At 31.7% G+C, this 26384-nt stretch carries 25 protein-coding genes; 10 read left to right on the forward strand and 15 right to left on the reverse strand.

Annotation, left to right across the window (positions count from 1 at the left end; translation table 11 throughout):
- The first annotated feature begins 8 nt into the window (after positions 1-8).
- The 5 genes from C7448_RS04655 (at position 9) to C7448_RS04675 (ending at position 5615) form a co-directional block, all read left to right on the forward strand.
- Positions 9-1319 (forward strand): hypothetical protein, encoded by a 1311-nt coding sequence (locus C7448_RS04655; protein WP_115900206.1) that lies wholly within the window; start codon positions 9-11, stop codon positions 1317-1319.
- Between the two features lie 9 nt (positions 1320-1328).
- Positions 1329-1901 carry an LPS export ABC transporter periplasmic protein LptC gene (gene lptC / locus C7448_RS04660; RefSeq protein ID WP_245939434.1) on the forward strand — a complete coding sequence of 191 codons (573 nt, stop codon included), beginning with the start codon at positions 1329-1331 and terminating at the stop codon, positions 1899-1901.
- The gene (locus C7448_RS04665; RefSeq protein ID WP_115900207.1) at positions 1901-2098 is read left to right on the forward strand and encodes a hypothetical protein; all 198 of its coding nucleotides are present in this window, start codon (positions 1901-1903) and stop codon (positions 2096-2098) included. Before lptC ends, C7448_RS04665 begins: the two co-directional genes overlap by 1 nt.
- Positions 2098-3390, forward strand: coding sequence for a hemolysin family protein (locus tag C7448_RS04670; RefSeq protein WP_115900208.1), 1293 nt, complete (start codon positions 2098-2100; stop codon positions 3388-3390). The genes C7448_RS04665 and C7448_RS04670 overlap by 1 nt, the downstream gene beginning before the upstream one ends.
- A 107-nt stretch (positions 3391-3497) precedes the next feature.
- Positions 3498-5615: a peptidylprolyl isomerase gene (locus tag C7448_RS04675; RefSeq protein WP_115900209.1), complete on the forward strand. Its 2118-nt coding sequence runs from the start codon at positions 3498-3500 to the stop codon at positions 5613-5615.
- A gap of 55 nt (positions 5616-5670) precedes the next feature.
- On the opposite strand, the gene C7448_RS04680 is transcribed toward C7448_RS04675, so the two are convergent.
- The 3 genes from C7448_RS04680 to lpdA form a co-directional block, all read right to left on the reverse strand.
- The gene (locus C7448_RS04680) at positions 5671-7344 is read right to left on the reverse strand and encodes an alpha/beta hydrolase-fold protein (RefSeq protein WP_115900210.1); all 1674 of its coding nucleotides are present in this window, start codon (positions 7342-7344) and stop codon (positions 5671-5673) included.
- Between the two features lie 63 nt (positions 7345-7407).
- Positions 7408-8217 (reverse strand): helix-turn-helix domain-containing protein, encoded by an 810-nt coding sequence (locus tag C7448_RS04685; protein WP_115900211.1) that lies wholly within the window; start codon positions 8215-8217, stop codon positions 7408-7410.
- A gap of 161 nt (positions 8218-8378) precedes the next feature.
- On the reverse strand, positions 8379-9779 hold the full coding sequence (lpdA, locus tag C7448_RS04690) for a dihydrolipoyl dehydrogenase (RefSeq protein ID WP_115900212.1): 1401 nt from the start codon (positions 9777-9779) through the stop codon (positions 8379-8381).
- 97 nt (positions 9780-9876) lie between these two features.
- On the opposite strand from lpdA, the gene C7448_RS04695 reads away from it, so the two are divergent.
- Together C7448_RS04695 and C7448_RS04700 are read left to right on the forward strand one after the other, a co-directional pair.
- Positions 9877-10347 carry a heme-binding domain-containing protein gene (locus C7448_RS04695; RefSeq protein WP_115900213.1) on the forward strand — a complete coding sequence of 157 codons (471 nt, stop codon included), beginning with the start codon at positions 9877-9879 and terminating at the stop codon, positions 10345-10347.
- Positions 10348-10351: 4 nt separating this feature from the next.
- Positions 10352-11584: a glycosyltransferase gene (locus tag C7448_RS04700; protein ID WP_115900214.1), complete on the forward strand. Its 1233-nt coding sequence runs from the start codon at positions 10352-10354 to the stop codon at positions 11582-11584.
- A 24-nt stretch (positions 11585-11608) separates the two neighbouring features.
- Here the strand turns inward: C7448_RS04700 and C7448_RS04705 are convergent, their stop codons facing one another.
- From C7448_RS04705 to C7448_RS04755, 11 genes are all read right to left on the reverse strand, one after another.
- A complete protein-coding gene (locus C7448_RS04705; protein ID WP_115900215.1) occupies positions 11609-13036 on the reverse strand; it encodes an ABC transporter permease in 1428 nt (475 codons plus the stop codon).
- Position 13037: 1 nt separating this feature from the next.
- A complete protein-coding gene (locus C7448_RS04710; protein ID WP_115900216.1) occupies positions 13038-14441 on the reverse strand; it encodes a DUF3526 domain-containing protein in 1404 nt (467 codons plus the stop codon).
- A complete protein-coding gene (locus C7448_RS04715; protein WP_115900217.1) occupies positions 14438-15154 on the reverse strand; it encodes an ABC transporter ATP-binding protein in 717 nt (238 codons plus the stop codon). Before C7448_RS04715 ends, C7448_RS04710 begins: the two co-directional genes overlap by 4 nt.
- A gap of 18 nt (positions 15155-15172) precedes the next feature.
- On the reverse strand, positions 15173-15646 hold the full coding sequence (locus C7448_RS04720) for a DUF4625 domain-containing protein (RefSeq protein ID WP_115900218.1): 474 nt from the start codon (positions 15644-15646) through the stop codon (positions 15173-15175).
- Positions 15647-15705: 59 nt separating this feature from the next.
- Entirely contained in the window at positions 15706-16530 is an 825-nt protein-coding gene (locus C7448_RS04725) for a hypothetical protein (protein WP_115900219.1), read from the reverse strand.
- Between the two features lie 21 nt (positions 16531-16551).
- Entirely contained in the window at positions 16552-18909 is a 2358-nt protein-coding gene (locus C7448_RS04730; RefSeq protein WP_115900220.1) for a TonB-dependent receptor, read from the reverse strand.
- 165 nt (positions 18910-19074) lie between these two features.
- Positions 19075-19413: a hypothetical protein gene (locus tag C7448_RS04735; protein ID WP_147300497.1), complete on the reverse strand. Its 339-nt coding sequence runs from the start codon at positions 19411-19413 to the stop codon at positions 19075-19077.
- Between the two features lie 136 nt (positions 19414-19549).
- A complete protein-coding gene (locus tag C7448_RS04740; RefSeq protein ID WP_115900222.1) occupies positions 19550-21583 on the reverse strand; it encodes a M3 family metallopeptidase in 2034 nt (677 codons plus the stop codon).
- Positions 21584-21662: 79 nt separating this feature from the next.
- Positions 21663-22142, reverse strand: coding sequence for a 5-(carboxyamino)imidazole ribonucleotide mutase (gene purE / locus C7448_RS04745; protein WP_115900223.1), 480 nt, complete (start codon positions 22140-22142; stop codon positions 21663-21665).
- Positions 22143-22180: 38 nt separating this feature from the next.
- The gene (locus C7448_RS04750) at positions 22181-23338 is read right to left on the reverse strand and encodes a 5-(carboxyamino)imidazole ribonucleotide synthase (protein WP_115900224.1); all 1158 of its coding nucleotides are present in this window, start codon (positions 23336-23338) and stop codon (positions 22181-22183) included.
- 66 nt (positions 23339-23404) lie between these two features.
- Positions 23405-23815, reverse strand: coding sequence for a Rieske (2Fe-2S) protein (locus C7448_RS04755; RefSeq protein WP_115900225.1), 411 nt, complete (start codon positions 23813-23815; stop codon positions 23405-23407).
- A gap of 194 nt (positions 23816-24009) precedes the next feature.
- On the opposite strand from C7448_RS04755, the gene greA reads away from it, so the two are divergent.
- The 3 genes from greA to C7448_RS16095 all read left to right on the forward strand — a co-directional run bounded on the left by greA (position 24010) and on the right by C7448_RS16095 (position 25179).
- The gene (gene greA, locus C7448_RS04760) at positions 24010-24483 is read left to right on the forward strand and encodes a transcription elongation factor GreA (protein ID WP_115900617.1); all 474 of its coding nucleotides are present in this window, start codon (positions 24010-24012) and stop codon (positions 24481-24483) included.
- 99 nt (positions 24484-24582) lie between these two features.
- Positions 24583-24975: an HIT family protein gene (locus tag C7448_RS04765; RefSeq protein ID WP_115900226.1), complete on the forward strand. Its 393-nt coding sequence runs from the start codon at positions 24583-24585 to the stop codon at positions 24973-24975.
- A gap of 72 nt (positions 24976-25047) precedes the next feature.
- Positions 25048-25179, forward strand: a complete 132-nt coding sequence (locus tag C7448_RS16095) for a hypothetical protein (protein WP_262510981.1) — start codon at positions 25048-25050, stop codon at positions 25177-25179.
- Here C7448_RS16095 and C7448_RS04770 read toward each other — a convergent pair.
- Positions 25176-26324: a sensor histidine kinase gene (locus C7448_RS04770; protein WP_115900227.1), complete on the reverse strand. Its 1149-nt coding sequence runs from the start codon at positions 26322-26324 to the stop codon at positions 25176-25178. The genes C7448_RS16095 and C7448_RS04770 overlap by 4 nt on opposite strands.
- Between the last annotated feature and the right edge of the window lie 60 nt (positions 26325-26384).

The raw sequence follows: 26384 nt of genomic DNA on the forward strand, positions 1-26384 counted from the left end.
TGAGAACGATGAAAAAAATTACGTATTTACTAACAGGATTATTTTTGTTTGTAGCCGTAAATGGAGCGAAAGCGCAAGCAAGCCAAGAGTGTCATATCAAGTATAATCTTTTTAAAGGAGATGCTACAACTAAGAAATATACTCAAGCAAAACCAAATTTAGAGTACTTATTAGATAACTGTGCTACATTATCTATTAACATTTATAAATATGGAGCTAAGGTTGCTGAAAACTTAAAAGATCCAGTTTTAGCTAAGAAAGTATATGAGACAAGATTAGCTAATTTTCCAAACAAAGCAGCGGCAAAAGCACATAGTGATTATGCTGAGTTCCTAATAGAGAATAAATTGGCGTCAGATGAAGAGGTTTTTGAAATCTTAAAGAAAGCTTATAATATCTCTCCAAAAGATATGGGAGTTAAAAATATCTTTAGATATTTCCAAATGATAGCAGATAAGCACCAAGATACAAATCCACAAAAAGTATTCGATACATACGATGATGTAATGGAGTCTGTTGATGAAAAATTAGAAGATTATAGTAAGAAAATAGCTAAATTACAGGAGAAAGATTCTGTAGGGACTATTACCTCTAGAGAAAAGAGTCTTTTAAGAGCATATACTATCAATTCATCATCATTAGGTCAAGTAGAGGGTGGTTTAGATGCAAAAATTTCTAAAATAGCAACTTGTGAAAGATTAATACCTATCTACTCTAGAGATTTTGAGCAGAACAAAACAGATGGTGTTTGGTTAAAAAGAGCAGTGTCAAGAATGTATAATAAAGAGTGTCAAACAGATCCTTTGTTTGAAAAATTAGCAAATGAATATGCTAAGGTTACACAATCTGCTGATGCATATAACTTCTTAGCTGGTGTGTTAGCTAAAAACGGAGACAATGGTGGAGCTGCTGAAATGAGAAAGAAGGCATTCGACTTAGAAACAGATCCATTTAAAAAGGCTAAGTATAAGCTAAGAGAAGCACAAAATGCTGGTGGAAGTAGAGCTAGAGCTTTAGCTTACGAAGCATTAAAGTACAATCCTAATATGGGGAAAGCATATTTATTCATTGCAAGTTTATACCAAAGAAGTGCAAATTCATGTGGTAGTGATGAGTTCGAAAAAAGAATGGTATATGTAGCAGCTTTAAATAAAGCTTTAAAAGCTAAAAAAGTTGATCCAGGATGTGGAGCTAACAGATACATATCTAGTTATAGAAAAAACGTACCATCAAAAAAGTTAATATTCCAAAAAGGAATGTCTTCAGGTGCTAGTTATAGAGTAGGGTGTTGGATTGGAGAAACTGTTCGTGTACCTTAATAGAGTTTAATGCTTAAAAAAGCAACACATATATACAATAGCATTGCTACCATTTGTTTGGTGGCAATGTTTTTTTCTTGTACCAACTCTAAAAAGGAGGTACGGGATTTTTTAGCAGATAAAAATTTACCAGTAGGTTCGGCAGTAAATATTTATCATGTACACAAAGATTCAGGGAGAATAAGTTCAAAAACAAAGGCAGCTGTTTTTTATGATTATTCAAATAGGAAAGAACATCCTTATAGTGAGTTTCCTAAAGGAATTGAAATTGTTACAATAGACAAGACAGGGACAGACTCAACAACAATCTCAGGTAATTATGCATTAACCTATAATAAAACAAAAATATCAGAGATTAGAGGAAATGTGGTGATTACCAACCATACAAACCAAACAAAGTTAGAAACCAATCAACTATTTTGGGATCAAAAAGAACATTACTTCTTTACAGAAGATGGTTTCCGGTTTACAACTCCAGAATCTGTAATTAATGGTTTTGGATTTGAGTCGAGTGAAGACTTAACTAAATGGATAGCTAAAGATATTACAGGAGATATAGAAACAACACAAAAAGATATATAATGAATGCACTTTGGAAATATTTACAATATGGATACTTAGTTATAGGAGTAGTCTTTTTTGTTGAGGGAATCTTAAAATGGAATTCTGATAGACAAGAAGCGTTTATTATGTTTGGATTTGCTATCTTTATCATATTAATTTTCTTCTTTAAACGACATTTTAGAAGAAAAGTAGAAAAAAGAAACAAAGAACGTTAATGCAACCCGAACTCTTAATTATTCTTACTTCTATTTTATTTTCAGCCTTTTTTTCTGGGATGGAAATAGCCTTTATCTCAGCCAATAAACTTCATATAGAACTAGAGAAAAAAGGAGATGGAATACTTTCTAAAATCTTAACGAAGTTAACGGGAAAATCTTCAAAATTTATTACTACTATGTTGGTCGGTAATAATGTAGCTTTGGTGATTTATAGTTACTTTATGGGGGAGCTGTTAATGAAATGGTTTCAATCTTTCTTACCTTCCGATTATATAGTTGTAAACTATGTGTTGTCTGATATAAGTTTACTAACGCAAACGCTTATCTCAACCGTCATTATTTTGGTAACAGCTGAGTTTTTACCAAAAGCTATTTTTAGAATTTATGCAAATGAGATGCTTAAATTTTTTGCTATACCAGCCTATATTTTCTATGTTATTTTTTACGGATTTACATGGGTAATTACTAAAATTTCAGATTTTTGCTTGCATGTTTTTTTTCGAACAAAAGAAGATGAAATTCAAACAGAATTTAGTAAAGAAGAGCTTGGTAATTATATTTCTGAACAATTAGATGCAGGAAGCGATGAAGAAGAAGTAGATTCTGAAATTCAAATTTTTCAAAATGCTTTAGAGTTTCATAAAGTGAAATCTCGTGAAATTATGGTGCCAAGAACAGAGGTTGTTGCAGTAGATTTACATGAGACAGTAAGCAGTCTTAAGAAAATATTTATTACAACTGGATTGTCAAAAATCTTGGTTTATAAAAACTCGTTAGATGATATTTTAGGGTATGTAAATGCCTTTGAGTTGTTTAAAAAACCACGCACCATCAAGTCAATTTTATTACCTGTAGAGTTTGTGCCTGAGTCTATGATTATTAACGATGTACTTAATAATTTAATAAAGAAACGAAAAAGCATTGCGGTTGTTGTTGATGAATACGGAGGGACTTCAGGTATTATTACAGTTGAAGACATTGTTGAAGAATTATTTGGAGAGATTGAAGACGAACATGATACTCAGCAATTATTAGAAGAAAAAATTAGTGAAAATGAATTTAAATTTTCGGCTCGTTTAGAGGTTGACTACCTAAATGAAGAATATAGTTTAGGAATTCCTAAAGAAGAGGCGTACGAAACAATCGGAGGCTTTATCTTAAACCATACAGAAACAATACCATTACAAGATGAAGTTTTACAGATAGAAAACTTTCAAATTAAAATCTTGCAAGTAAGTGCAACTAAAATTAATGATATTTATTTTAAAGTAATTCATAAAGAAGATTAACTTTCCTCCTTTTATAGAGAGAACTCCCTCAAAAACAGCATAAAAAAACATTGCATTATTTAATGTGAAATTGTATTTTCGCACACTGTTAATAAAATAAATGACGTATGGCAATTTTATCGAAGATTAGAGAACGTTCAATGTTCTTAATTCTTGTAATTGGTTTAGCACTTTTTGCTTTTGTATTAGACCCTTCTACAATATCAGACTTTTTTAGTGCAAGTAAAGTAAATGAAATAGGTGAAGTTAACGGCGAAGCTATATCTCGTCAAGAGTTCGCTGAAGCTCTAGAAGCTTACAAAGCACAAACAGGAAATAGCATGTCTGAAATGCAAGCTGCAAAAGCAGTATGGAATAACTTAATCCGTCAAAAAATATACAAAAAGCAACTAGAAGAAGCAGGAATTACAGTTGGTGATGCTGATATTTTAAACGCCTTATATGAAACTCCAGTAGTTCAAAATGATGCTAGATTCCAAACTTCAGGTATTTTCGATAAAAACAAGTTAAAAGAACACTTAGCTACTATAAAAGAAGAAAATGGACAAGAGTGGGCTGCTTGGCAAAAATATATGGCTTCTATTAAAAGCAATATAGAAAAAACAACATACGACAACTTAGTTGCTGCTGGTTTAGGTGCTTCATTAAAAGAAGGAGAGTCTAGATATTTATCAGAAAACACTAAAGTGTCTGGTAAATATGTATATGTACCTTATACTACAATTGCAGATAGTTTAGTTACCTTAAAGAAAAGTGATGTTCAAAATTATATAAATAAGCATCAAGAAGCTTTTCAAGTTGAAGCTTCAAGAGATATTAATTTTGTAAAATTCAACATTGAACCTACAACAGAAGATGAAGAAGTTATTAAGGCTAATATAGCTAAGTTAATAGAAGACTCAGTAGTGAACAATACACCAGTTAAAGGATTAAAGAATACTACAGATTATAGTGAGTTTTTAGAAGAAAATGATTCTGATGTAAGATTAGATGATAGTTATAAGTTTAAAATTCAAGTTCCTCAAGTAATTGCAGAAGAAGTTTTCAACGGTAAAGAAGGAGATGTTTTTGGACCGTATAAAGATGCAGGGTTCTTTAAATTATCTAAAATTACAGAAGTAAAACAGTTACCTGATTCTGCGAAAGCAAGTCATATTTTAATCCCTTTTGTAGGCTCTGCTAGTGCTGACGCAACAGTTGTTCAGACTGAAGAAGAAGCTAAGAAAACTGCAGATAGCTTATTAGCAGTTGTAAAAGCGGATAAATCTAAATTTGCTGATTTAGCCAAAGAGATGTCATCAGATCAAGGTTCTGCAGAAAAAGGAGGATTCTATGATTGGTTTGCATATAATAGAATGGTGCCGTCATTTAGAGACTTTGTTTTTGAAGGAAAAGAAGGTAACATGGGAGTTGTAAAAACTCAATTTGGGTTACATGTAATTAAAATTGATGGACAAAAGAACTTCCAACCAGTAGTGAAGTTAGCTACTTTTGGACGTAAGATTGAGGCTTCAGAAGAAACAGAAAATACAGTATTTCAAAATGCAGAAACATTTGCTTTAGAGTTAGCAAATGGAAAAGCTTTTGAAGAAGCTGTAAAAGAAAAGAACTTAAGTTCTTTGCCTGCTGTTGGATTAAAAGCATTAGATGAAAGTGTACCAGGTTTAGGGAATGAAAGACAAGTCATTACTTGGGCGTTTGACAAAGAAGTAAACGAAGGAGACTTCAAACGTTTTGATATTGAAGGAGGGTATGTAGTAGCTGTATTGACTTCAAAAACGGCAAAAGGATTAATGCCTGTTGATAAGGCAACTGCTAGTGTACGCCCTATCTTAACAAATGAGCGTAAAGCAAAAATGATTGAAGATAAAATTAGTGGTTCAACATTAGATGAAATTGCTAAATCTGTAAATCAAACAGTAAGAGTTGCTACCGATGTAAACTTACAATCACCAACGATTTCTGGCGTAGGTTTTGAGCCAAAAGTAGTAGGAGCAATGATTAATGCAAAAGAAAATGAAGTAGTTAAAAATGTAGTAGGAGATAAAGGAGTATTTACCTTTGTTATTGAAAAGAAAGGATTACCAACAGCTTTACCTAACTACGATACATATAGAAAGCGTATTGTAGCTGAAAGACAGAATAAAACGTTCCAAATGTATGAGGCGGTTAAAAAAGCGTCTGATATTGAAGATAACATGAGTTCTTTTTACGGAATTCAATAAGAAATAACGTCATACAAAAAAATCCCGAACTATTTAGTTCGGGATTTTTTTGTATTTATATTGTTAGTTTAATAGAGTTTGCCCAAATACGTTTACGATCTAAGTTCCTTTTAAAGTTTTGTAACATAAACTCTTTATCGTATTTTATTTTCTTTTTAAAGTAGCGTTTTCCATTAATATAAATGATTATTTTCTTTTTAAGATTAATCATTTCTGGAGAAATTTTAATTTGAAAAGATTTAATCCGAGAGGTTTGAACCTTAAAGGTGTTATTATGATAGGTTGCAATTATTTTTCCTGATTTTCTTGGAAATCCAAAGGCTTTCTTATCTACGTCTTTTACTATTAGACTATCATTTTTACCATTCTCCAGCCATTTTTTTATATCAAAATTTAAATTCTTATGCCATTGAGATTTTTTCTGTATGGTATCGAGTTTTATATTGGTTAGCCAATCAATATTTCCATAATCGTTATCATCAAACTCCCAAGTTATTTTTTTGGGAAGAGGGTTTCTTTTTCTTTTAATTAGATCTGAAAAAAGAATTTTATAGGCAGGTTCAGAAGCATCGAATTGAGGAAACCAATGAGGGTAACCATTATACCGATAATCTTTATAATCTGCGTTTATACTTTTCATTAATTTAACTAAATTATCATTAGCGTTTGGGGGATAATAGTAATCTTGGTCGGTAGAAAAATTAATAAATGAACGGTTGAGTGTGTTTTCAATAAAAGTTCCACCTGTATATACTTTTGGTTCAGTATTAAAACCATAAAATCCAGCAAATAAATTAGGTTGTTTCATCAAATAGGAAAATGCTCCAGTAGCTCCATTAGAATGGCCAGAAATAAAAATTTTATTATCGTTTATATTAATAGCTTTTTTTAATTGTTTTACAATTGAAGGCACTATAAAAAAACCAGCATCAGAGGTCATCCAATTATAATGTTTGTTTCCTTTAGGGAAAATTAAAATAACATTATTTTCATCCGCATACTTTGTATAATACCTGTTCCAATACTTTAAGTTACTTTTTGTTTCAAAATCAGAAAACTTATTGTGTCTTACAGCTCCATGTAAAAAAATAAGAACAGGATATTCTTTTTTAGCAGTGTATTTTTGGGGTAAATGAACGTAATAAGATGTTTTTAAAGAGTCGTTTATTTTAAATGTTATTGAATAATTTTGTTGTTGCTTTGGGATATAAGGTTTAAATTCTTTTAAAAACTTAAAAAGCGCTTCGTTCTTTAAGGTTTTAGGGAAATCTATTTTTAAAGTGTTGAAAAACTCTTCCTCCGATTTTTTGAGATTACTGAAGAATTTAGTTTTTCTTTTTAAAGCCTTAGTTTTTAATTTTTCCCATCTTTTATCGTTTTGAATATTTTTATAGTCTTCATCTGCATATTCACCAACAACATAGTCCCAACCAGGATACCCCTCTTCATCTTCTATTAACTCTGAAAGTGGAATTAAGTATTTAAAGGCTTTGTCGTTTTCTTTTAAATCAGCTGCAATAATAGAGGAATAATATAGCTCAGTATCGGTAATGCTGTCAGGAAACTTATCAAAAGCTTTTTCAAATATGCTTAACGCTTTTTTATAAGTAGTAGTGTCTTTTGAAGTGTTCATTGTTTTCATAGCTTCTTGTACCAATTCTGAATATGTGGTTTGAGCATTGGCAGATAAAAAAGCTAAAAAGAAGATGATGTAAAATAGTGATTTCATTATTGTCTTTTTTACAAATGTAATTGCAAAAAAGAAATGAAACTTGTAAAAATGGGACGGTAGCTATTTTAAATGCCAAAAAGTATCTTCATTACCAAGTTGTGTTCCTTTTTTTAATAGATTTTTAGGAGAACTTAAAGTAAGGTTTTTGAATAGGTTGGTAAGGTGTGATTGATCGAAATAATTGAACTCATGCGCCAAAGAAGTAAAACTTTGCTCAGAATTGATAAAGAGTTTCTTTTCTAAAGTTTTTCTAAAAAGTACAATTTTGTTGAACTTTTTCACTGAAATACCAAAATGAGAATTAAAAAGTCTATTTAAGTGCCTTCTACTCACGTTTAACTCAAATGCCAAATTATTAATAGTTATCGTGTCAAAATTATTTAAAATTAGCTTGATGGCATTGTTTAAAGTTGTATTACTATATGTAATATACCTACTAATTAAAAATTGGTCTAATAGCTTTGTAATTTCATTAGTGTTTTGTGAACTAAACAAAGCACTAAGTTCAAGTTCAGAAAAGAAATTGAATTCTGTTATAAAGTCTGTAAAAGTTAACCCTCTATAAAATTGATGAATACCTAGAGGATTGAAAATTATTACAATTCTATGCACTTTACCAATTTGTGTGACATTAAAAATATTTTCTCTTAAAGGAGTGAAAATTTGAAGAGGATTATTGTCATCTTTGAAAACTATTTTTCCAATTTTAGGACTAAAATGTGAGCTATAAAGTGATATGGAATTATTGAAATGAGGATAGCAATCAAACCCTATTTTTTTATTTTGTGGTTTTACATCCAAATAATAATAATGGACATGTTGTGCTATTATGGGATTTTTTGGTCTGAAAGTTTCAAAGACATTATTCATTAACTACAAGTTAAGTGTTTTTTGTTTTCATTTTTAAATGTAAACAAAATTAATAAACCTAAGAAAGGTTAACTAATTCAAGTAAAACAAAAAAACAACCTCTTGGTTACTGAGCGTAGCCGAAGTAGATTGCTTTTTTAAGTATATTTTAAAGAATTTTATTAAGCGTTTAATGGTTTACCATCCCAAGCTGCTTTCGCTGCTTCTTTTACAGCTTCAGAGTAGGTTGGATGTCCATGACAAATACGAGCTAAATCTTCCGCAGAAGCTCTATATTCCATTGCTACGGCTGCTTCCATAATTAAATCAGCAACACGAGCACCTACCATATGAACTCCTAATATTTCATCTGTATTTTTATCAGCTAATACTTTTACAAATCCATCAGTATCTCCACTTGCACGAGAACGTCCTAATGCACGCATAGAGAATTTTCCAGATTTGTAATCAACACCAGCATCTTTCAATTCTTGTTCAGTTTTACCAACAGCCGCTACTTCTGGCCATGTATAAACAATTCCTGGAATTAAGTTATAGTCAATATGAGGCTTCTGTCCTGCTAAATATTCAGCAACCACAACACCTTCTTCTTCTGCTTTATGTGCTAACATAGCTCCACGAACTACATCACCAATTGCATAAATGTTAGAAACGTTGGTTTGTAAATGATCATTTATATCAATCATTCCTCTTTCAGTAACTTTAACACCCGCTTTTTCTAAAGCTAATCCTTCAGTGTACGGGCGACGACCTACTGAAACTAAACAGTAATCACCAGTAAAAGTAACCTCTTCACCTTTTTTATTGGTAGCTTTTACCACAACTTCGTCACCATTTCTTTCAACAGAAGTAACTCCGTGGCTAGCATTAATTTTCATTCCTTGTTTCTTTAAAACTTTAGTCAGCTCTTTAGAAACATCTTTATCCATTGTTGGAGTAATTGTTGGAGCGTATTCGATAACAGTTACATCAGCACCTAAACGCTTGTAAACAGAACCTAGTTCTAACCCAATAACACCACCACCAATTACTAATAAGTGCTTAGGAACTTCAGGAAGTTTTAAAGCTTCAGTAGAAGTAATTACGCGCTCTTTATCAATAGTAATAAAAGGTAAAGATGATGGTTTAGAACCAGTAGCTATAATAATGTTAGTACCTTCAATAATTTCTTCAGCACCATCATTTTTTGTGATTTTCACGTGCGTAGCATCTTCAAAAGAACCTAAACCTTCGTAAACTTCAATATTGTTTTTATCCATTAAATATTTGATACCTCCAGTAGTAGTTTCTACTACATTTGCTTTACGAGCTACCATTTTTCCGAAGTCAAAAGAAGGTTTCTCAACAGAGATACCGTGCTCTTCGAAATGATTTACTGCATCATAGTAATGGTGCGAAGAATCTAATAAAGCTTTTGAAGGAATACATCCAACATTTAAACAAGTTCCACCTAAAGTTGAGTATTTTTCGATAATAGCAACTTTAGAACCTAATTGAGCGGCTCTGATAGCAGCAATGTACCCTCCTGGACCAGAACCAATAACGATTAAATCGTATTTCATGAGTTGTGTTTTATTTTTTCATAAATAATGAAGCACAAAAATACAATTATTTGTCGATAAAATTAGTTTTCATATCTTTAAAACTTAAATTCGTCGCATGAAAATTTTCAAAAAAATTATAGGTTTCTTACTACTATTATTAGTAATCGCGCAGTTTTTCCAACCAGAAAAAAATCAAGGAGAAATAACTACTGTTGACCCTTTTATTACAGAAACCAAACCGAACGATGTAGTACACAAAATACTAAAAACAGCTTGTTTTGATTGTCATAGTAATTCAACTCGATATCCTTGGTATAGTAATATTATGCCAGTGAATTATTGGTTAGCTGATCATATAAATCATGGAAAAGAAGAATTGAATTTTTCTGAATGGGCTACCTATTCTTTAAAAAGAAAAGAGCATAAGATGGAAGAAGTTTGGGAAGAAGTAGAAAAAGGAAAAATGCCGTTAGATTCATATACGTGGACACATGCAGACGCTCGTTTAACTAAAGAAGAAGTTGAACAAGTAATTAATTGGGCAAAAAGCGTACAAAACGACTATAAAACACAGTTAGGGAACTAAATTAATGCAACAACTTTTAATTATTGGGTATGTTTGGATAGAAAAAACGACTGGAGCTGGTAACCGAATCTTACAGTTGCTTAATGTTTTTAAAAACCAAAACTATACTATCACTTTTGCAACTCCTGCCTTAAAAACAGAAAACTCTTTAAACTTAGCTGAATTAGGAATAGAGGAGAAATCTATTGAGTTGAATTCAAGTTCTTTTGATGATTTTGTTAAAGAACTACAACCAGATGTTGTGTTGTTCGATAGGTTTATGATGGAAGAACAATTTGGTTGGCGTGTTGCAGAACATTGTCCGAAAGCTCTAAGAATTTTAGATACTGAAGATTTACACTTTTTACGCAAAACACGTCATCAACAATTAAAAAAGAAGGAACAATTTTCTACAGAGGCTTTGCTAAAATCAGATGAAGCAAAGAGAGAAATAGCATCAATTTTACGCTGTGATATGAGTTTGGTTATTTCAGCTTATGAAATCCAGCTTTTAAAAGAAGTTTTTAAGATTGATGAAGCTTTATTATATCATTTGCCTTTTTTGTTGGATAGAATAGATGCTGAAGCTATTCAGAATTGGAAGTCTTTTGAAGAACGAGCGCATTTTGTGTTTGTAGGTAATTTTTTCCACGCTCCGAATGTCGATGCTGTTTTACAATTGAAATCAATTTGGAAAACAATAAGAAAGCAATTACCTGAAGTAGAATTACATATTTACGGAGCGTATGTTACACAACAAATTCAGCAATTGCACAAGCCAAAAGATGGCTTTATCATAAAAGGTTTTGCAAAAGATGTACTAGAAGTAGTTAAAAATGCAAGGGTAGTACTGGCTCCCATTCGTTTTGGAGCAGGAATTAAAGGGAAGTTAACTGAAGCAATGGAATGTGGAACTCCAAGTGTTACCACTTCTATAGGTGCAGAAGGAATGCACGCCAACTTACCTTGGAACGGATTTATAGAGGATGATTTTGAGAAGTTTGCTAACAAAGCTATAGAGCTATATACTTATGATATCCTTTGGAAAAAGTCTCAACAAAAAGGTATAGAAATAATCAATTTGCTGTATGATAAAGAAAAATTAGTAGAATCCTTTAGAAATAGAATAAAAGAAATCGAGGAAAACCTTGAAACACATCGTACACAAAATTTTCTTGGAAGCTTATTACAACATCAAACCTTACAGGCTACAAAATTTATGAGCAAGTGGATTGAAGAAAAAAATAGAAAGACCTAACGATAAAACATTAGGTCTTTTTTGTTAATTGATAATAGTCCCTTTTTTACTTTTATTGTAAAAAAGTATTCGAGTAATTAGTAATAAGATTACTGACATAACTAATACTATACTTATCTTAAAAAACAATGACGTATAGCTTGGGTTTTTGTACTCAAAGGTTGGTAATTGCTTGTATAACTTTGTGTTAATTTTTTCATTATTATAAAGAAGAGGAACAAAAAAGTCTCTCCACTTTGTAGAAAATTCAGCCACTTGACTTCTATACTGTTGGTAATGTGTTGTAGAAGTTCCAGCTATATCGTTAAAACTTTGCTGTAAAATTATAGCAGGAGAACTATATTGCCACAACTTAACCCATTTTTGCTGTTTTAGTAGCTGTGTTTCGTATGATTCTACTAGTGGTTTAACCTCGTCTTCAACCAAATCTTGTGAAGCTAAATACTTATGCCAAAAAGAATAGTTTTGATTATTATTAGAAGCATATTCAGGATGATCTCTTAAAAAATTATCAAGTATTTTATCTTGTTTTTTAGAAACTTCATCTTTTAATGCTCTTACTTCAGTAATCATTTTTGTTCGAGATGGTATTGGATAAAAAGTATTTGCAGCTTGTGCTATAATAGCAGGAATAATTAGAATTATAAAAACCCAGATAGCTAATAAACTTACTGCATTTTTAGCAGAATTATTTACTTTTATATTGATAAATAAAACAACAGTAAACCAAAATAACATGTAAGTTAACGTAAGTAGTAAAAAGTATAGGTACTCAGTTAGGTTTTCTGCAAAATTATAATTGTTAATTATAAAAGTAATTGTTAAAACCAAGATAACTATAACAGATAGTACAAAGAATCTAAGCATTGTTTTCTGTAGTATCCATTTGTAAATAGAAATAGGTTGAGAAGCCATTAATTTTAACGAACCATTTTCTTTTTCTAGAGAAAAAATATGATAACTAAAAGCTATTATAATTAAGGGTAAAATGTATATAATTACAAATGCTAAATCAAAACTACCAAAAAGAAGTTGAATAGGGTTTGAAAGTTCAGTATGATTAAAAAAGAAACTATCACCGTACGCTTTTGGTTGCACATAATGTGTAAATAAATCACTTTGTCCTGTAGCAATAAAAGCAGTTTCTTGAGGGTACATTGCCGCAACACGAGGATGTGAATATCCAATATTCATGGGGTTGGTAGGTAAGCTCCTCGAGTTTTGATTAACGTCAAGTCCTTTTTCAATAGAATCAAGAGTTTTTAGTACTGCTATGTCTTGTTCTTTAACAGTATTATTCGCTTTTTCAATGTCAGAAACGCGCTTATTTACTTTTTCCTTACCATTATACCCTGCAAAAAGAACAAGGGTTAATAAAATTATAGTTAATAAAACAAGCCATTTACTCCGTAAAAGAGACTTTAATTCGTATTTAAAATTATATGAAAACATATTAATGATTTTTATTAATAAAGAACACTAGTACTCCTGTAATTGTAAACCACATGATAAGAATTAACATCATAGATGTATTATGACTTAATATTTGATAGAGAGGAGCATTTGTATATTCGAACTTAGGAAGTTTTTCCCATGCGTTTGCAGAAGCAATATAGCGTTCCCCGTATTTAGAGTTTTTTTCAGTAAGTCCATTTAAAAACTCTTGTGTTTTTACTCTATAAGTTTCTGCTGTTTCAGAAAAATCACGATGTGATTGATAATCGGTTCTAGAAATAGCCATAGATAAAAAACGAGTGGGAAGAAAAGGAGAAATTATCGAAATAGATTTGTAAACCTTTTCTTGTTTTTGAGCTTGCTGATCTAACCAATTATAATGTTTAGCATATACTTTAGCTTGATATTCTTCTCCTTTTTGCATTCTGTAGGCATTGTAATTAAAGGGAAGTTTATGCACACTATCAACATTGTATTTCCTTAGAGCTTCTTCTTCAAGTTTTTTAGCTTCCTCACTCCAAGGGTTATGTCCGTCAAGCCCTTTTTTACGATCTTCTGCTATTCTTTTAGAAAACTCTTGGTTGGTTGGGTATGGGTATTTAGAATCAGCTAGGTTACTAGCTATTTTAGGAGCAATAAAACAAGCAAGCACCCAAAAAACTAAACTAGAAACCAAAGCAACTCCTGATTTTTTTGCAACTAATGATATGAATAAAATAACGTTATTGAAAATCAAATAGTAGAGTAAGTACACTATGTATAACACTGCTAACGTACTCCAACTAAATACTCCAACATCATTTGTGTTAGAAAGAATTAAACCTGCTATTAAAAATAGAAGAGTTGTAATTGTTATTATAGGTATTAATACTGCAAACCATTTTCCAAAAAGTAGTTTTGTGTTACTAATTCCTTGACTTTTAAGTATCGCAAAAGTTCCTTTTTCTAATTCTTTAGTATAGGAATCGTAACCGATTAGAATTAAGATTAAAGGGAGTATATATAATAAAATAAAACTAAGGCTTAGTTCTCCAAAACGAGACAATGATGTTTGGTCTGAAGCATTACTAAATTGAGCTTCGTTTCTATTATGAGCCTCTAAAAAAATAGAAATTCCTGTATATTTTTCAATGCCTTGATCTATCAGTGATAAAGGAGATTTTGGTTTGAAAACATAATTCCCGTAATGTGCTGCCGAATGCGGATTTTTTTCTCCTTGTTTTTCCCAAAGAGACCGTTCATTTTTTTGAGCTTCAGTATGTTGTGTATTGCTATGTTGATATTGATTAAAAGTTAATACTAATGCAACTATTAATAGAATAAATACTATACTTGCTGAGATTTTAAAGCGACCGTCTCTTAAAATTTCTTGAAGCTCTTTTTTAACTACGTGAAAAATCATAATACACTTTCTTTTAAGCTCATAGTTTCTAGATAAAGGTTTTCAATCTCTTGTAAAGACTTATCACTACAAGGAAAATTATACTTTAACTGCCCTTGTTTCATAATTCCAATATGCGTTCCAATTTCTTTAGCTCTAAAAATGTCATGAGTAGCCATTAATATAGCAACTCCATTTTTTCTCATTTTTTGTAACAGTTCCCCAAATTCATTACTAGATTTTGGATCCAAACCAGAAGTAGGTTCATCAAGTAGTAAAACATTAGCATCTTTTGCTATAGCTAAAGCAATTCCAACTTTTTGTCGCATTCCTTTAGAAAAGAATTGAACTCTTTTGTAAAAAGCTTCTGATTGCAAACCAGCTTCGTGTAAGAAAAATTCAAGTTCTTTTTTAGTGAAATTTTTACCACCAATACCTAAAAAATAATCAAGATTTTCTATGGCGGTTAAAGTAGGATACAACATCAGGTTTTCTGGAATGTAAGTTAAAAAAGCTTTAGTTTCTCTTGCGCTATCAGTAACATTTAAACCGTTTATAAACGCTTTTCCAGAAGAAGGAGCAATAAAATTTAAAAGTAAATTTATAGTCGTTGACTTTCCTGCTCCGTTAGCCCCAAGTAAGCAAAAAATTTCTCCTTCGTTTACTTTTAAATTTAACTTATTAAGGGCGGTGAAGTCACCATACTTTTTTGTTAAGTCTCTTGTTATTATCATTATTGTAGCGTTAAATAGTTATTCAATTTTAATATCTACGGAAGTTCTACTTTGCCATCCAGTAACATCAATGACAGAGATTTGACAATGGTAGTCGCCAGAATCAATATCTGTTGGAATTGTAATACTTTGAGTTATTTCAAATTCTTTAGGATTATTATCAATAGTGTAATTCTCCATAAAAATTAAAGGAGAAACAGGATCTTTTATGGGTGATAGTTCACAACTAGAACCTTGATCATCGTGTGTGTGATGATCAAAATTATGATGGATATCAATGGCATAAGTAGCTAAAGCTATGTTGTCAGATACTTTTACACGTATTGTATACTCTTTCCCTTTCTCTAATACAGAGCAAGATTTAGGAAAACCTTCGTTGTAATTTACGGTAATGGTTGGCTTTTCAGTATCTGGCTCTTCTGAATCACTGCTACAGCTTATGTTTAATAAGGTTAGGAGTAGTAATGCACTCGCTATTTTTAATAATTTCATAATAGTTTGTTATTTATAAAAGACTACTTGATTTTCTCAAGTAGTCTTTTGTGTTATAATTATTTTATTTCAAGAGGAATAGACAGCTTTACAGTTTCGCTTTCGCCGCTTTCTTTAGCGTAAATATTCAACCAGTAACTTCCTACTGGAGCACCAGGAATTAAATCGTAATGATAGTGTATATGAGGGTTTTTAACTCCTTCATACAACTCTTTAGGTAAAACGGTAATTACTTTGTCCCACTCTCCAACTTCAACATTTTGTCCCTCTCTCCATTCTTCGAACCAAAATTCATATTTAATTTCGGTAACAGTATTATTACCAGATACATATTCAAATTCGGTATGTAACTCATCTTTACCAAAGGCAATAGAGTTGTTATCACCAACCTCTAAGTCTTTAAACTTTTGAATAATGTGTAACTTTTTAGTAATGGTACTTTTAGTTCCGTCTTCATGCTCAACCGTAATTTTAAATTTATAAACTCCTTCGGCAGGAGTAAATGAAGGATCGTATTTGTTATCTTCATCAAAATATACATGGTAGTGTATGTGAGGATTTAATTGACCTTCATAACGATCAACAGGCACTAAGTGGTTTTTTAATTCCCAAATTAACTCACCTGTCTTAACTTTTGGAACATCGTAAGCTTCTACGTCAAAATAAATTTTAGAAACTTTGCTAGTTCCTTCGTAGTCAAATTGAATATGAACATCTACGTTTGATTGTGGTAAAACAAAATCAGAGTTGCCTAACTCTAAGCCTTTAAAGTTTTCTGTATTAATGTTTTCATCAAAAGTATCTGGGATGTTGTCTTCATCACTACAAGAAATAATTAAAAGACTTACGAAAAATAAGATTGCTGATTTAAATGTGTTTTTCATGATTAAAAAAAAATTAAATAATTAAAATGTTTGTATAATTGTTATAGAAAAGTTTCTTCCAGGTTCTGGAACCTCTATCAGTCTGTAGAAACTCGTGTGGTCGAAAACTTTGTTGTTTAAAATATTATTGAGTCTCCCTTGAATTTTAAGAGGCCGTTTTTTTGAGAAAAGATCTAAACTAGTATGTAAACCGATGTTTAGTAAAGAATACCCTTCTGTAGTTTTTTCAGGTGGAACAATATTGTTTTGATTTGAAACCAATCGTACACTTGAGAATAATTTAGTGTCTCCGAAAGTCAACCAAGGGTTCAACGTATATTCAAGAGAAACGACTCCTGTTAAAGGAGGAGAAAAAGGAAGCGTGAAGTTTTTCTTTTCTCCACTTAATTGTCGTGCTTTTACATACTCTAAAGAACCTGTAATAGATAATTTGTCGATTGGTTTATACTGAGCCATAACTTCACCACCATATCTAAAAACTCGACTTTGACTGTATTGATACTTTTGAAGCGTTTCGTAATACTCTGACGTTGGACTTAAATAAATATAATTATCAAAATAATTGACAAAAGGCGTGATTTGAATAGAGCCTCTATTAAAGTTAGCTTTAAACTCTCCATCTATTTGATAAGAACTTTCAGGTTCTAAGTCAAGACTTCCTTCTTCATATCGATACATGTGATAGTTTACTCCGTCTGAAGCTAACTCATTTGCCAATGGAATTCTAAAACTCTTACCTACATTTATTTTATACGATGTGTTTTTTCGCCCATAACTTAATCCAGCTGAAGCACTAAAGCTCCCAAAAGTTAAATTCTTTCTTTCTGAACGCTGTAGTTGTTGCTGAGTTGTATTTCCGTTTTTGTCGGTAACTGGAGATAAAAACCACTCGTAATAGGGTTGTGTTTTTATTACCCCATAATCGTAACGTACACCACCATCTAAATATAAATTGTCGTTGAGTTTAATTTGATCATATACAAAAGCTCCAACTGTAAAACGAGTATATTCAGGAATAAGAAATCCCCAACCATCAATAGAATTATCTTGATACTCTAAGTTTATACCTGTGGTAAGCTTATGATTTTCAAAACTGTGGAATTTATTTTTTACATTAAGACTATAGGTATTCTTTTTAAACAATCGTTCCATTGTAGATGGTGGCTTGGGCATATAACCATGCGGAACAGGTTCTGAATGTTCTTCGCGATGATTTTTTTGAAGCCCAAGCTCAACATCTAACGTATAATTGGGGAATAGAAAACTGGTATTATTCGTTATTTTAAAATGATTGACCTTATGATGAGGTAAATCAATATCTCTATTGTCAGCATCGTAATCTATTTTAGAAGTTCTCACTTCCAGTCCATGAGCATTAGCGAAAAAACCGTTTTTAGAATTAACATTACTAAAAGAAGTTATAGAGCTACTATTATCTGATACATAACCTATAGAAACTCCAACATTATGATTGTAGCCTGCTGTGTTACGTAGGTAGTTTTTATGTAAATCGAAAATGTAATTATCGTACGTGATTTTTTTAGTAGGGACTTTATAATCACCGTAATCTTCATGAGTTATTCTGGCCTTGTAATACCAATGATTATAACGTTGTTTAACCCCTAAAGAAACTCCATAGAAATCGTTATTACTCCTATTAGTTAAGTTTACTTCTCCTGAAAAAGAATTAACATCTGGTAGTAAGTTGTTTTTCAAACTAATTACCCCAGAGATTGCATCAGAACCATAGAGTAGAGAAGCGGCTCCTTTAGTAACCTCAATATTATCTATATTATATTGATCTATTTCTAAACCATGGTCGGCTCCCCATTGTTGTGCTTCGTGTTTTATACCATTTTCAACAACAACAACTCTATTAAACCCTAAACCTCTAATAGTGGGTTTAGATTGCCCCGAACCGATGGTAATTGTGCTAACTCCAGGAATATCTTTAAGAGTTTGCATTAAACTATTATCTCTGTTTTTTTCTAAGAAATCAACATCAATCCTTTGTGTATTACTAGAGAACTTTGTTAGTATTTTTTTAGGGTTTTGTGCAATAACCACTTCATTCAATACTGAATTGTCTTGTATTAGAGGAATAACTATTGTAGAAGTAGTAGAAATGTTCTCTTGATAAGTAACATATCCAACATGAGTAACAGTTAAGAGATACTCTTTGTTTAAAAGTTTGTAAAAAATACTACTTCCTTGAGTGTTTGTGTACGCGTGCTTTGAACCAATACTTACGTGAGCATTGGGTAACTCTTTTTGTGTCGTTCCGTCAATTACCTTAATAGTAACAGAATTGGTATTCTGACTAAAAAGAATTGCGTGAAACAATACACAAAATAAAGCGCCTAAGCTTTGTTTTGTCATTGTAAACAGAATTAAAAACGAATTGTAGTAGTTGAATTGTAAGATTCAGCTATTAATTAAATAATATAGAACAAGCGTGTTAACTGATTGTAATGCACCGCAAACCTAGCTTTAGGGTTACATAAGTCACACTCCGATAAAGTACAAGTGTTCTAAACTAAGATGTTACAAGTTTGTAGGAGGTCCTCTAAGTTTTCTATTCAGAGAGTTGTAAGAAGGTAAAATAATCGATTTGTAATTATCTACTATCGTCTTACTAGGAAGAATAGCTAAAACTTGTGAGAAGTTTGGTGCAGGTATATTAAAAGAAGCAAAAGAAAAATAACAAATATCACAATGGTCGTTTACCGATTCGTGTAAGTGAGTAGATTTTTCTTTACAGTTATGATGGTGTGCTTCGTTTTCATGATGGTGAGTAGCTTTTATAAGAATAGGAAGCATAAGAAGAACCACCAATGATAAAGAGGTGATTTTACTAAATATGCTATTTTTATTCAAGCTCATTTCTTATAACTGTAAGGAGACAAAAATAAGTGCTTAGCAAACTTTATATATGTTAAAATCTGTTAATTTTTTTCTAAAAAAAATAGTTCCTCTTCACATGAAAAGGAACTATTTAAAACATTAAAATTATGAGGTGTTAATTCTTGTCAATCAATCCAGCACGTCTTAATAAAGCATCTGGTTTCGGCTCTCTTCCTCTAAAACGTTTGTATAATTCCATAGGTTCTTCTGTTCCACCTTTAGATAATACGTTGTTTTTAAATTTATTGGCAACCTCTTTATTAAAAACACCTTCTTCTTTAAAATATTCAAAAGCATCGGCATCTAATACTTCAGCCCATTTGTAAGAATAATATCCAGCAGAGTATCCGCCTTGAAAAATATGAGAAAAAGAAGTGCTCATACAGTTTTCTGCTACATCAGGATATAATTTAGTTTCTGCAAAAGCATTTGCTTCAAACTCTTTTACATCAGCAATGGTTTCAGGAGAATCTCCAGAATGCCAAGACATATCTAATAATCCAAAACTTAATTGACGCAAGGTTTGCATTCCTTCATGAAAACTCGCAGATTCTTTAATTTTATCAACATACTCCATAGGAATAACTTCTCCAGTTTCGTAATGTTTTGCAAACAACTCTAATGCTTCTTTCTCATAACACCAGTTTTCTAAAACTTGACTCGGTAATTCTACAAAATCCCAAGAAACAGAAGTTCCTGATAAACTTTTATAAGTGGTGTTTGCTAGCATTCCGTGTAAAGCATGACCAAACTCGTGGAATAAGGTAGTAACCTCGTTAAAAGTTAATAAAGAAGGTTTAGTTTGCGTTGGTTTAGTAAAGTTACAAACGATAGATACTTGAGGTCTTTCGTTAGTATTGTTACTCATGTACTGTGATTTATAAGAAGTCATCCACGCACCGTTACGTTTTCCTGGTCTTGGATGGAAATCAGCATAAAAATAAGAAACAAAATTACCTTCAGTATCTGTTACAGTATACGTCTTAACATCTTCATGGTACTTGTCAATAGAGTCAATTTCTTCAAATTGTAAGTTATATAATTTGTTAGCAACTGTAAATACACCGTTGATTACATTTTCTAACTTAAAATAAGGCTTTAGTAATTCTTGATCTAAGTTAAATAATTCTTTTTTTAGTTTTTCAGAATAATAAGCACTGTCCCATTTTTGCAACTGGTCTATTCCGTCCAGTTTTTTAGCGTAGGCTTCTAAATTATCAAATTCACGTTGAGCAGCAGGTTTCGTTTTTTCTAAAAGTTCATTTAAAAACTCCATAACCTTTTCAGGAGTTTCAGCCATACGCTCTTCTAGCACAAAATGAGCATGGGTTTTATAGCCTAATAGGTTTGCTCGTTTATGACGCAGGGTTACAATGTCTTTTACAACCTGTTCGTTATTAAATTCGTTTTGTTGAAAACCTTTTTTACCAAAAGCTATTGCTAACTCTTTTCTCAGTTCTCTATTATCAGCATACGTCATAAAAGGAATATAGCTTGGATAATCTAAGGTAATCATCCAGCCCTCTTTACCTTTTGAGTTTGCAAGTTCTTTAGCAGCTTCTTTAGCACTTTCAGGTAAGCCTGCTAAATCATCTTCATTGGTAATTAATAATTCAAAAGCATTTGTTTCAGCCAATACATGCTCTCCAAATTGTAACGATAATTTTGCTAACTCAGCATCAATTTTACGAAGCTCAGTTTTATCAGCTTCCTTCAAATTTGCTCCGTTACGTGCAAAACTTTTATACTGCTTATCAAGTAGTGTTTTTTGCTCTTGAGTCAAGTCTAAATCAGACAATTGATCGTACACAGTTTTTACACGTTTAAACAATCCCTCATTTAAAATCATATCGTTACTAAACTCACTTAACCAAGGCGAAATATCTTTTGCTATTTTTTGAATTTCTTCATTGGTTTCAGCAGAGTTTAAGTTAAAAAAGATAGAGGTAGCTCTGTCTAATTTATTACCTGTGTTATCTAAAGCAACTGTAGTGTTTTCAAAAGTTGGAACGTCAGAATTCTTAACAATAGCATCAATTTCGTCCTTAGCTATTTGTATGGCTTCTTTTATTGCAGGTTTATAATCTTCTTCTTTGATTTGAGAAAAAGGAGGGGTATTAAAATCTTGTAAAAGTGGATTCTTAGTCATAAAAAATTCGTTTTAAAAATTGAAGAAACCTCACAAATAAAATTTATGAGGCTCTCAAGTTAATATTGTACTAAAGTACTTATTTTTTTACGTTTTCAGAAGCTTTTTCAACCTTCAGTTTTAAACCTTCTTTATAAGCGATTATTTTATCTAACACACATTTGTCAGAAGCACCTATAATTTGCGCAGCTAAAATACCTGCATTTTTGGCTCCGTCTAAAGCTACTGTAGCAACAGGAACACCTCCTGGCATTTGAAGAATAGATAAAACAGAATCCCAACCATCAATAGAGTTTCTACTTTTAACAGGAACTCCAATTACTGGTAGCGGACTCATACTGGCTACCATTCCAGGTAAATGAGCAGCACCTCCAGCACCAGCAACAATAACTTGTATACCACGCTTGTGTGCATTGTTAGCGTAATCGAATAATTTTTCAGGAGTTCTGTGTGCAGATACGATATCTACTTCTACTTGAATATCAAAACTCTCTAAAATATCAATTGCTTCTTGCATAATTGGAAGATCTGAATCGCTTCCCATGATAATTCCTACCATAATTTTATGTTTTTGTCATCTCGAGCGTAGTCGAGAGGTTACTTTGCTATTACCTTAATGGTTTCTTTTACTTGTTGAGCGATTTTTCTCGCTTCGTTTATATCTTTATTTACAATAGTTACGTGTCCCATTTTACGGAAAGGTTTGGTTGTTCTTTTTCCGTAAATGTGAGGAGTAACGCCGTCAATTTTTAAAATTTCTTCGATGTTTTCATATACTACATCACCAGTATATCCTTCAGCACCTACTAAGTTAACCATAATTCCAGCAACCTTACTTTCGGTACTCCCTAACGGAAGGTTTAAAATACTGCGTAAGTGTTGTTCGAATTGGTTGGTATAACTTGCTTCTATAGAATAATGCCCGGAATTATGAGTTCTTGGAGCTGCTTCATTTACTATGATTGTATCATCTTCAGTTTGAAACATTTCTACAGCTAATAATCCAACAAAATCAAAAGCATCCGCAACTTTTAAAGCAACTTCGCGAGCCTTTTTTGCAACAGTATCTTCTATTCTAGCAGGACAAATTACATACTCTACTTGATTCGCTTCTGGATGAAACTCCATTTCAACTACAGGGTAGGTTTTGGTTTCCCCGCTTGCATTTCTTGCAACGATAACTGCCAATTCATTTTTAAAAGGAATTAGTTTTTCAGAAATACATTCACCAGTAGGTAAATTTTCTAAATCGCTGATAGAACGAACTATTTTTACACCATTACCATCGTATCCAAATCGAGCAGACTTCCATACAAAAGGAAATGTAACAGCTTCATTACTAATAGTATGTTTTAATTCTTGTAAAGAAGTAAACCTAGAAAAATCAGCCGTAGGAATTTGGTTGTCGTGATAAAACACCTTTTGATGTGCTTTGTTTTGGATAGTTCTTAAGTTTTTAGGCTTCGGAAAAATAGTTAAGCCTTCAGCTTCTAAAGCGTCTAAGGCGTCAATATTTACATTTTCAATTTCTATAGTTAATAAATCTACTTGCTTCCCAAAGTTGTAAACAGTGTTATAATCCAATAAATCTCCTTGATGAAATTCATTACATATTTGAGCACAAGGAGCATCAGAATTTCCGTCTAGAATAACAGTATAAATATCGAATTTTTGAGTTTCGGTAAGTAACATTCTTCCTAATTGGCCGCCTCCTAGAACACCCAATTTAAAGTCTGAAGAAAAGTAATTTTTCACGATAAATGTGTTAATTGTGTTGTTGTTGCTGCAAAAATAAGAATCTAATTGTTAGTACAAATAGTATTAACGAGATATTCTTAACTGATTGTTACCAATAGGAGTAACAAAATACATTAAAGCATTACAGCCTTCACCATCTAAAGGAGTACCTCCTGATAGATAGTTGTATTTTTTATCATCACAAGGGCAGGTAATTTCTACACCATTAAAAGTCATTAAAGAGCTACAGTTTTGCTCAGGACATTGTCTGTCAAAAGCTCTATAGCCAGAAGTTCCTGTTCTAAAAATAAAAACATTTCTTCCTTGTATTGTATTTTGAGATTCTCCTCCAGGAACTAACAATCCGCTAAATTCTGGGAGAGACAAATCAATAATAGCATTCATTTTTATTCCAGAAAAACAATTGTTAATAGGGGTGTTATCACTACAACTAAAACAAATTAGAACAAGAATTAAATAAAATATTTTTTTCATTTTTTAGTATAGAGTTAGTATTGTAACGCAACGAAGTTACAAATATTTTGTACATTTGTAAGACTATCTCATTCCTAACGGCATGGGATTTTTAAATTTAACCCACAGGTTTTTAGGAAGAAAAGTTATATGCTTTTTGTAAAACGTTAAGGAAAACGTATAAAAGTTTGTTGATTTTAAAAAAGACAGAAGAGATGAGTAATGTATCATATTATACGGAAGAAGGATTAAAAAAACTTAAAGAAGAGTTAGCCCAATTAGAGCAGGTTGAAAGACCGCGTGTTTCTCAAGAAATAGCAGATGCCCGTGATAAAGGAGATTTGAGTGAGAATGCAGAATATCATGCTGCAAAAGAAGAGCAATCGTTGTTAGAAACAAAAATTGCAAAGCTTAAAAACGTAGTAGCAAATGCTCGTGTTATTGATGAAAGTCAGTTAGATACCACAAAAATCTTAATTCACTCAATAGTTAAGATTAAAAATTCAGTTAATGGAATGGAGTTTACGTATACACTAGTTGCAGATAGCGAAAGTGATGTAAGAAACGGAAAGTTATCTGTAAACTCACCAATTGGTAAAGGTTTGTTAGGAAAAAAAGTAGGAGACGTAGCTGAAATACAAGTGCCCAACGGAATTATGAAGTTTGAAGTTATGGAGATTTCTCGATAAAAGAAAAACAAATACAAAAGAGTAAAGATTTATTCGGGTTTTAGCTTCGCTAGAACCCGATTTCTTTTTTACTTTTACTGTAAAATTAAATAAAACAACATGGCAAGTATTTTTACAAAGATTATAAACGGAGAAATTCCATCGTATAAAATAGCAGAAGACGACAACTATTTCGCTTTTTTAGATATCAATCCAAATGCAAAAGGACATACGTTGGTAATTCCTAAACGTGAAGAAAATAAACTATTCGATTTATCGAAAGAAGAGTACGAGGGATTAATGTCTTTCTCTTACAGGGTAGCCAAAGCAATTGAAAAAACAATTCCATGTGAACGTGTAGGAATGAGTGTAATTGGTTTAGAAGTACCTCATGTACATGTACATTTAATTCCGTTGCAAACCATGGAGGATATCCGATTTGTAAAGAAAGAAAAATTAACGAATGAAGAGTTTGTAGCTGTTGCTGAAGGTATTGCTAAGAATTTTGAGTAATGATAATAAAAAAGAGCTATAAAAAAGTGGGTTAAAGAAGGTTTAAGTTGGGGGTTTATAATGTTTTTGGTTATGGTAATATTTTTTCCTCTGTATGATGGAGAAGGAATAACTTTAAAAAGAGTACTTGTAGGGGCGCTTATTTGGGGAATTGGAGGGTTGTTTTACGGATTTTTAATGAGTAAACTAAAGAGAGTCGATTAAAACTTATTCAATAAGACTTCAAAAGTAGTTCCTTTTCCTAGTTCTGATTTTAGCACGTGTATTCTTCCGTTGTGGTAATCTTTAATAATTCGTTTAGAAAGTGATAAGCCAAGACCCCAACCACGTTTTTTTGTAGTAAATCCTGGGTTGAATATTTGTGAAAACTGTGTTTTAGGAATCCCTTTACCAGTATCAGAAATTAGAATTTTTACATTCTTAGAACTCGTACTAATACTAACAGATAACTTCCCTTTACCTTGCATAGCATCAATAGCGTTTTTAATTAAATTTTCTATTACCCAACCATATAACTCGGTGTTTAGGTTAGAGCGAATTTCTTCAGCCTCAGTAGTAAAAGAAAAAGAAATCTGTTTGGAGCTTCTATTTTCTAAGTAATCAAAAGCAGTTTTAGTAATAGACACAATGTTGTAAGGTTTCAATTCAGGAAGTGATCCGATTTTAGAAAAACGATTAGCAATGGTGTTTAAACGTTTCACATCTTTTTCAATTTCATCAACATAATCGGTACTTACATTTTCAGCACGTAAAATAGCTATCCAGCCTAATAATGAAGAAAGTGGCGTTCCTATTTGATGTGCTGTTTCTTTAGCCATTCCTGTCCATAACTTATTTTGCTCAGCAACCTTATTAGACTTATAAACCATGTAAATAATGGTAAGAAACAGTCCTAAAATTAGCACTAAAGCAAGTGGATAGTATTTGAGCTTGTATAAAAGGTCAGAATTTCTGTAGTAAATGTGTTCTTTAATACCTAAATATTCTATCGCAATTGGCTCATTTTGGTTTTTCATGATGATCAATTGCTGTTGAAGATATTTTGAATCTGTAGACTTTATAGAATCTAAGTTATGAAACTGTTTTATCTCTCCATCTTTACCAACCAAAATAGAAGGAATATTCTCTATAGTTTCATAAACTTTGTTTACTAAATTAAAATTACCATCAGAGTCAGGGTTAGATGCTACTTCTTTAATTGCTGTGGCATAAATCTCCATCTTAGCACGTTCATCCTTTTTAAATTTTTGAAAAAACACATAGGTATTCCATAAAATAAATAAAACGATAAGTAAGGAAATACTAATCGCTATTCGCTTAATCCAATAAGTATTTGTAAAAAAAGCCATCAATCAAATATAAACTATTCTCTAGAATAACTTGATAATTGAAATTTTAGTTCAATTAAA

The organism is Tenacibaculum gallaicum (assembly GCF_003387615.1).
Lineage (GTDB): Bacteria > Bacteroidota > Bacteroidia > Flavobacteriales > Flavobacteriaceae > Polaribacter > Polaribacter gallaicus.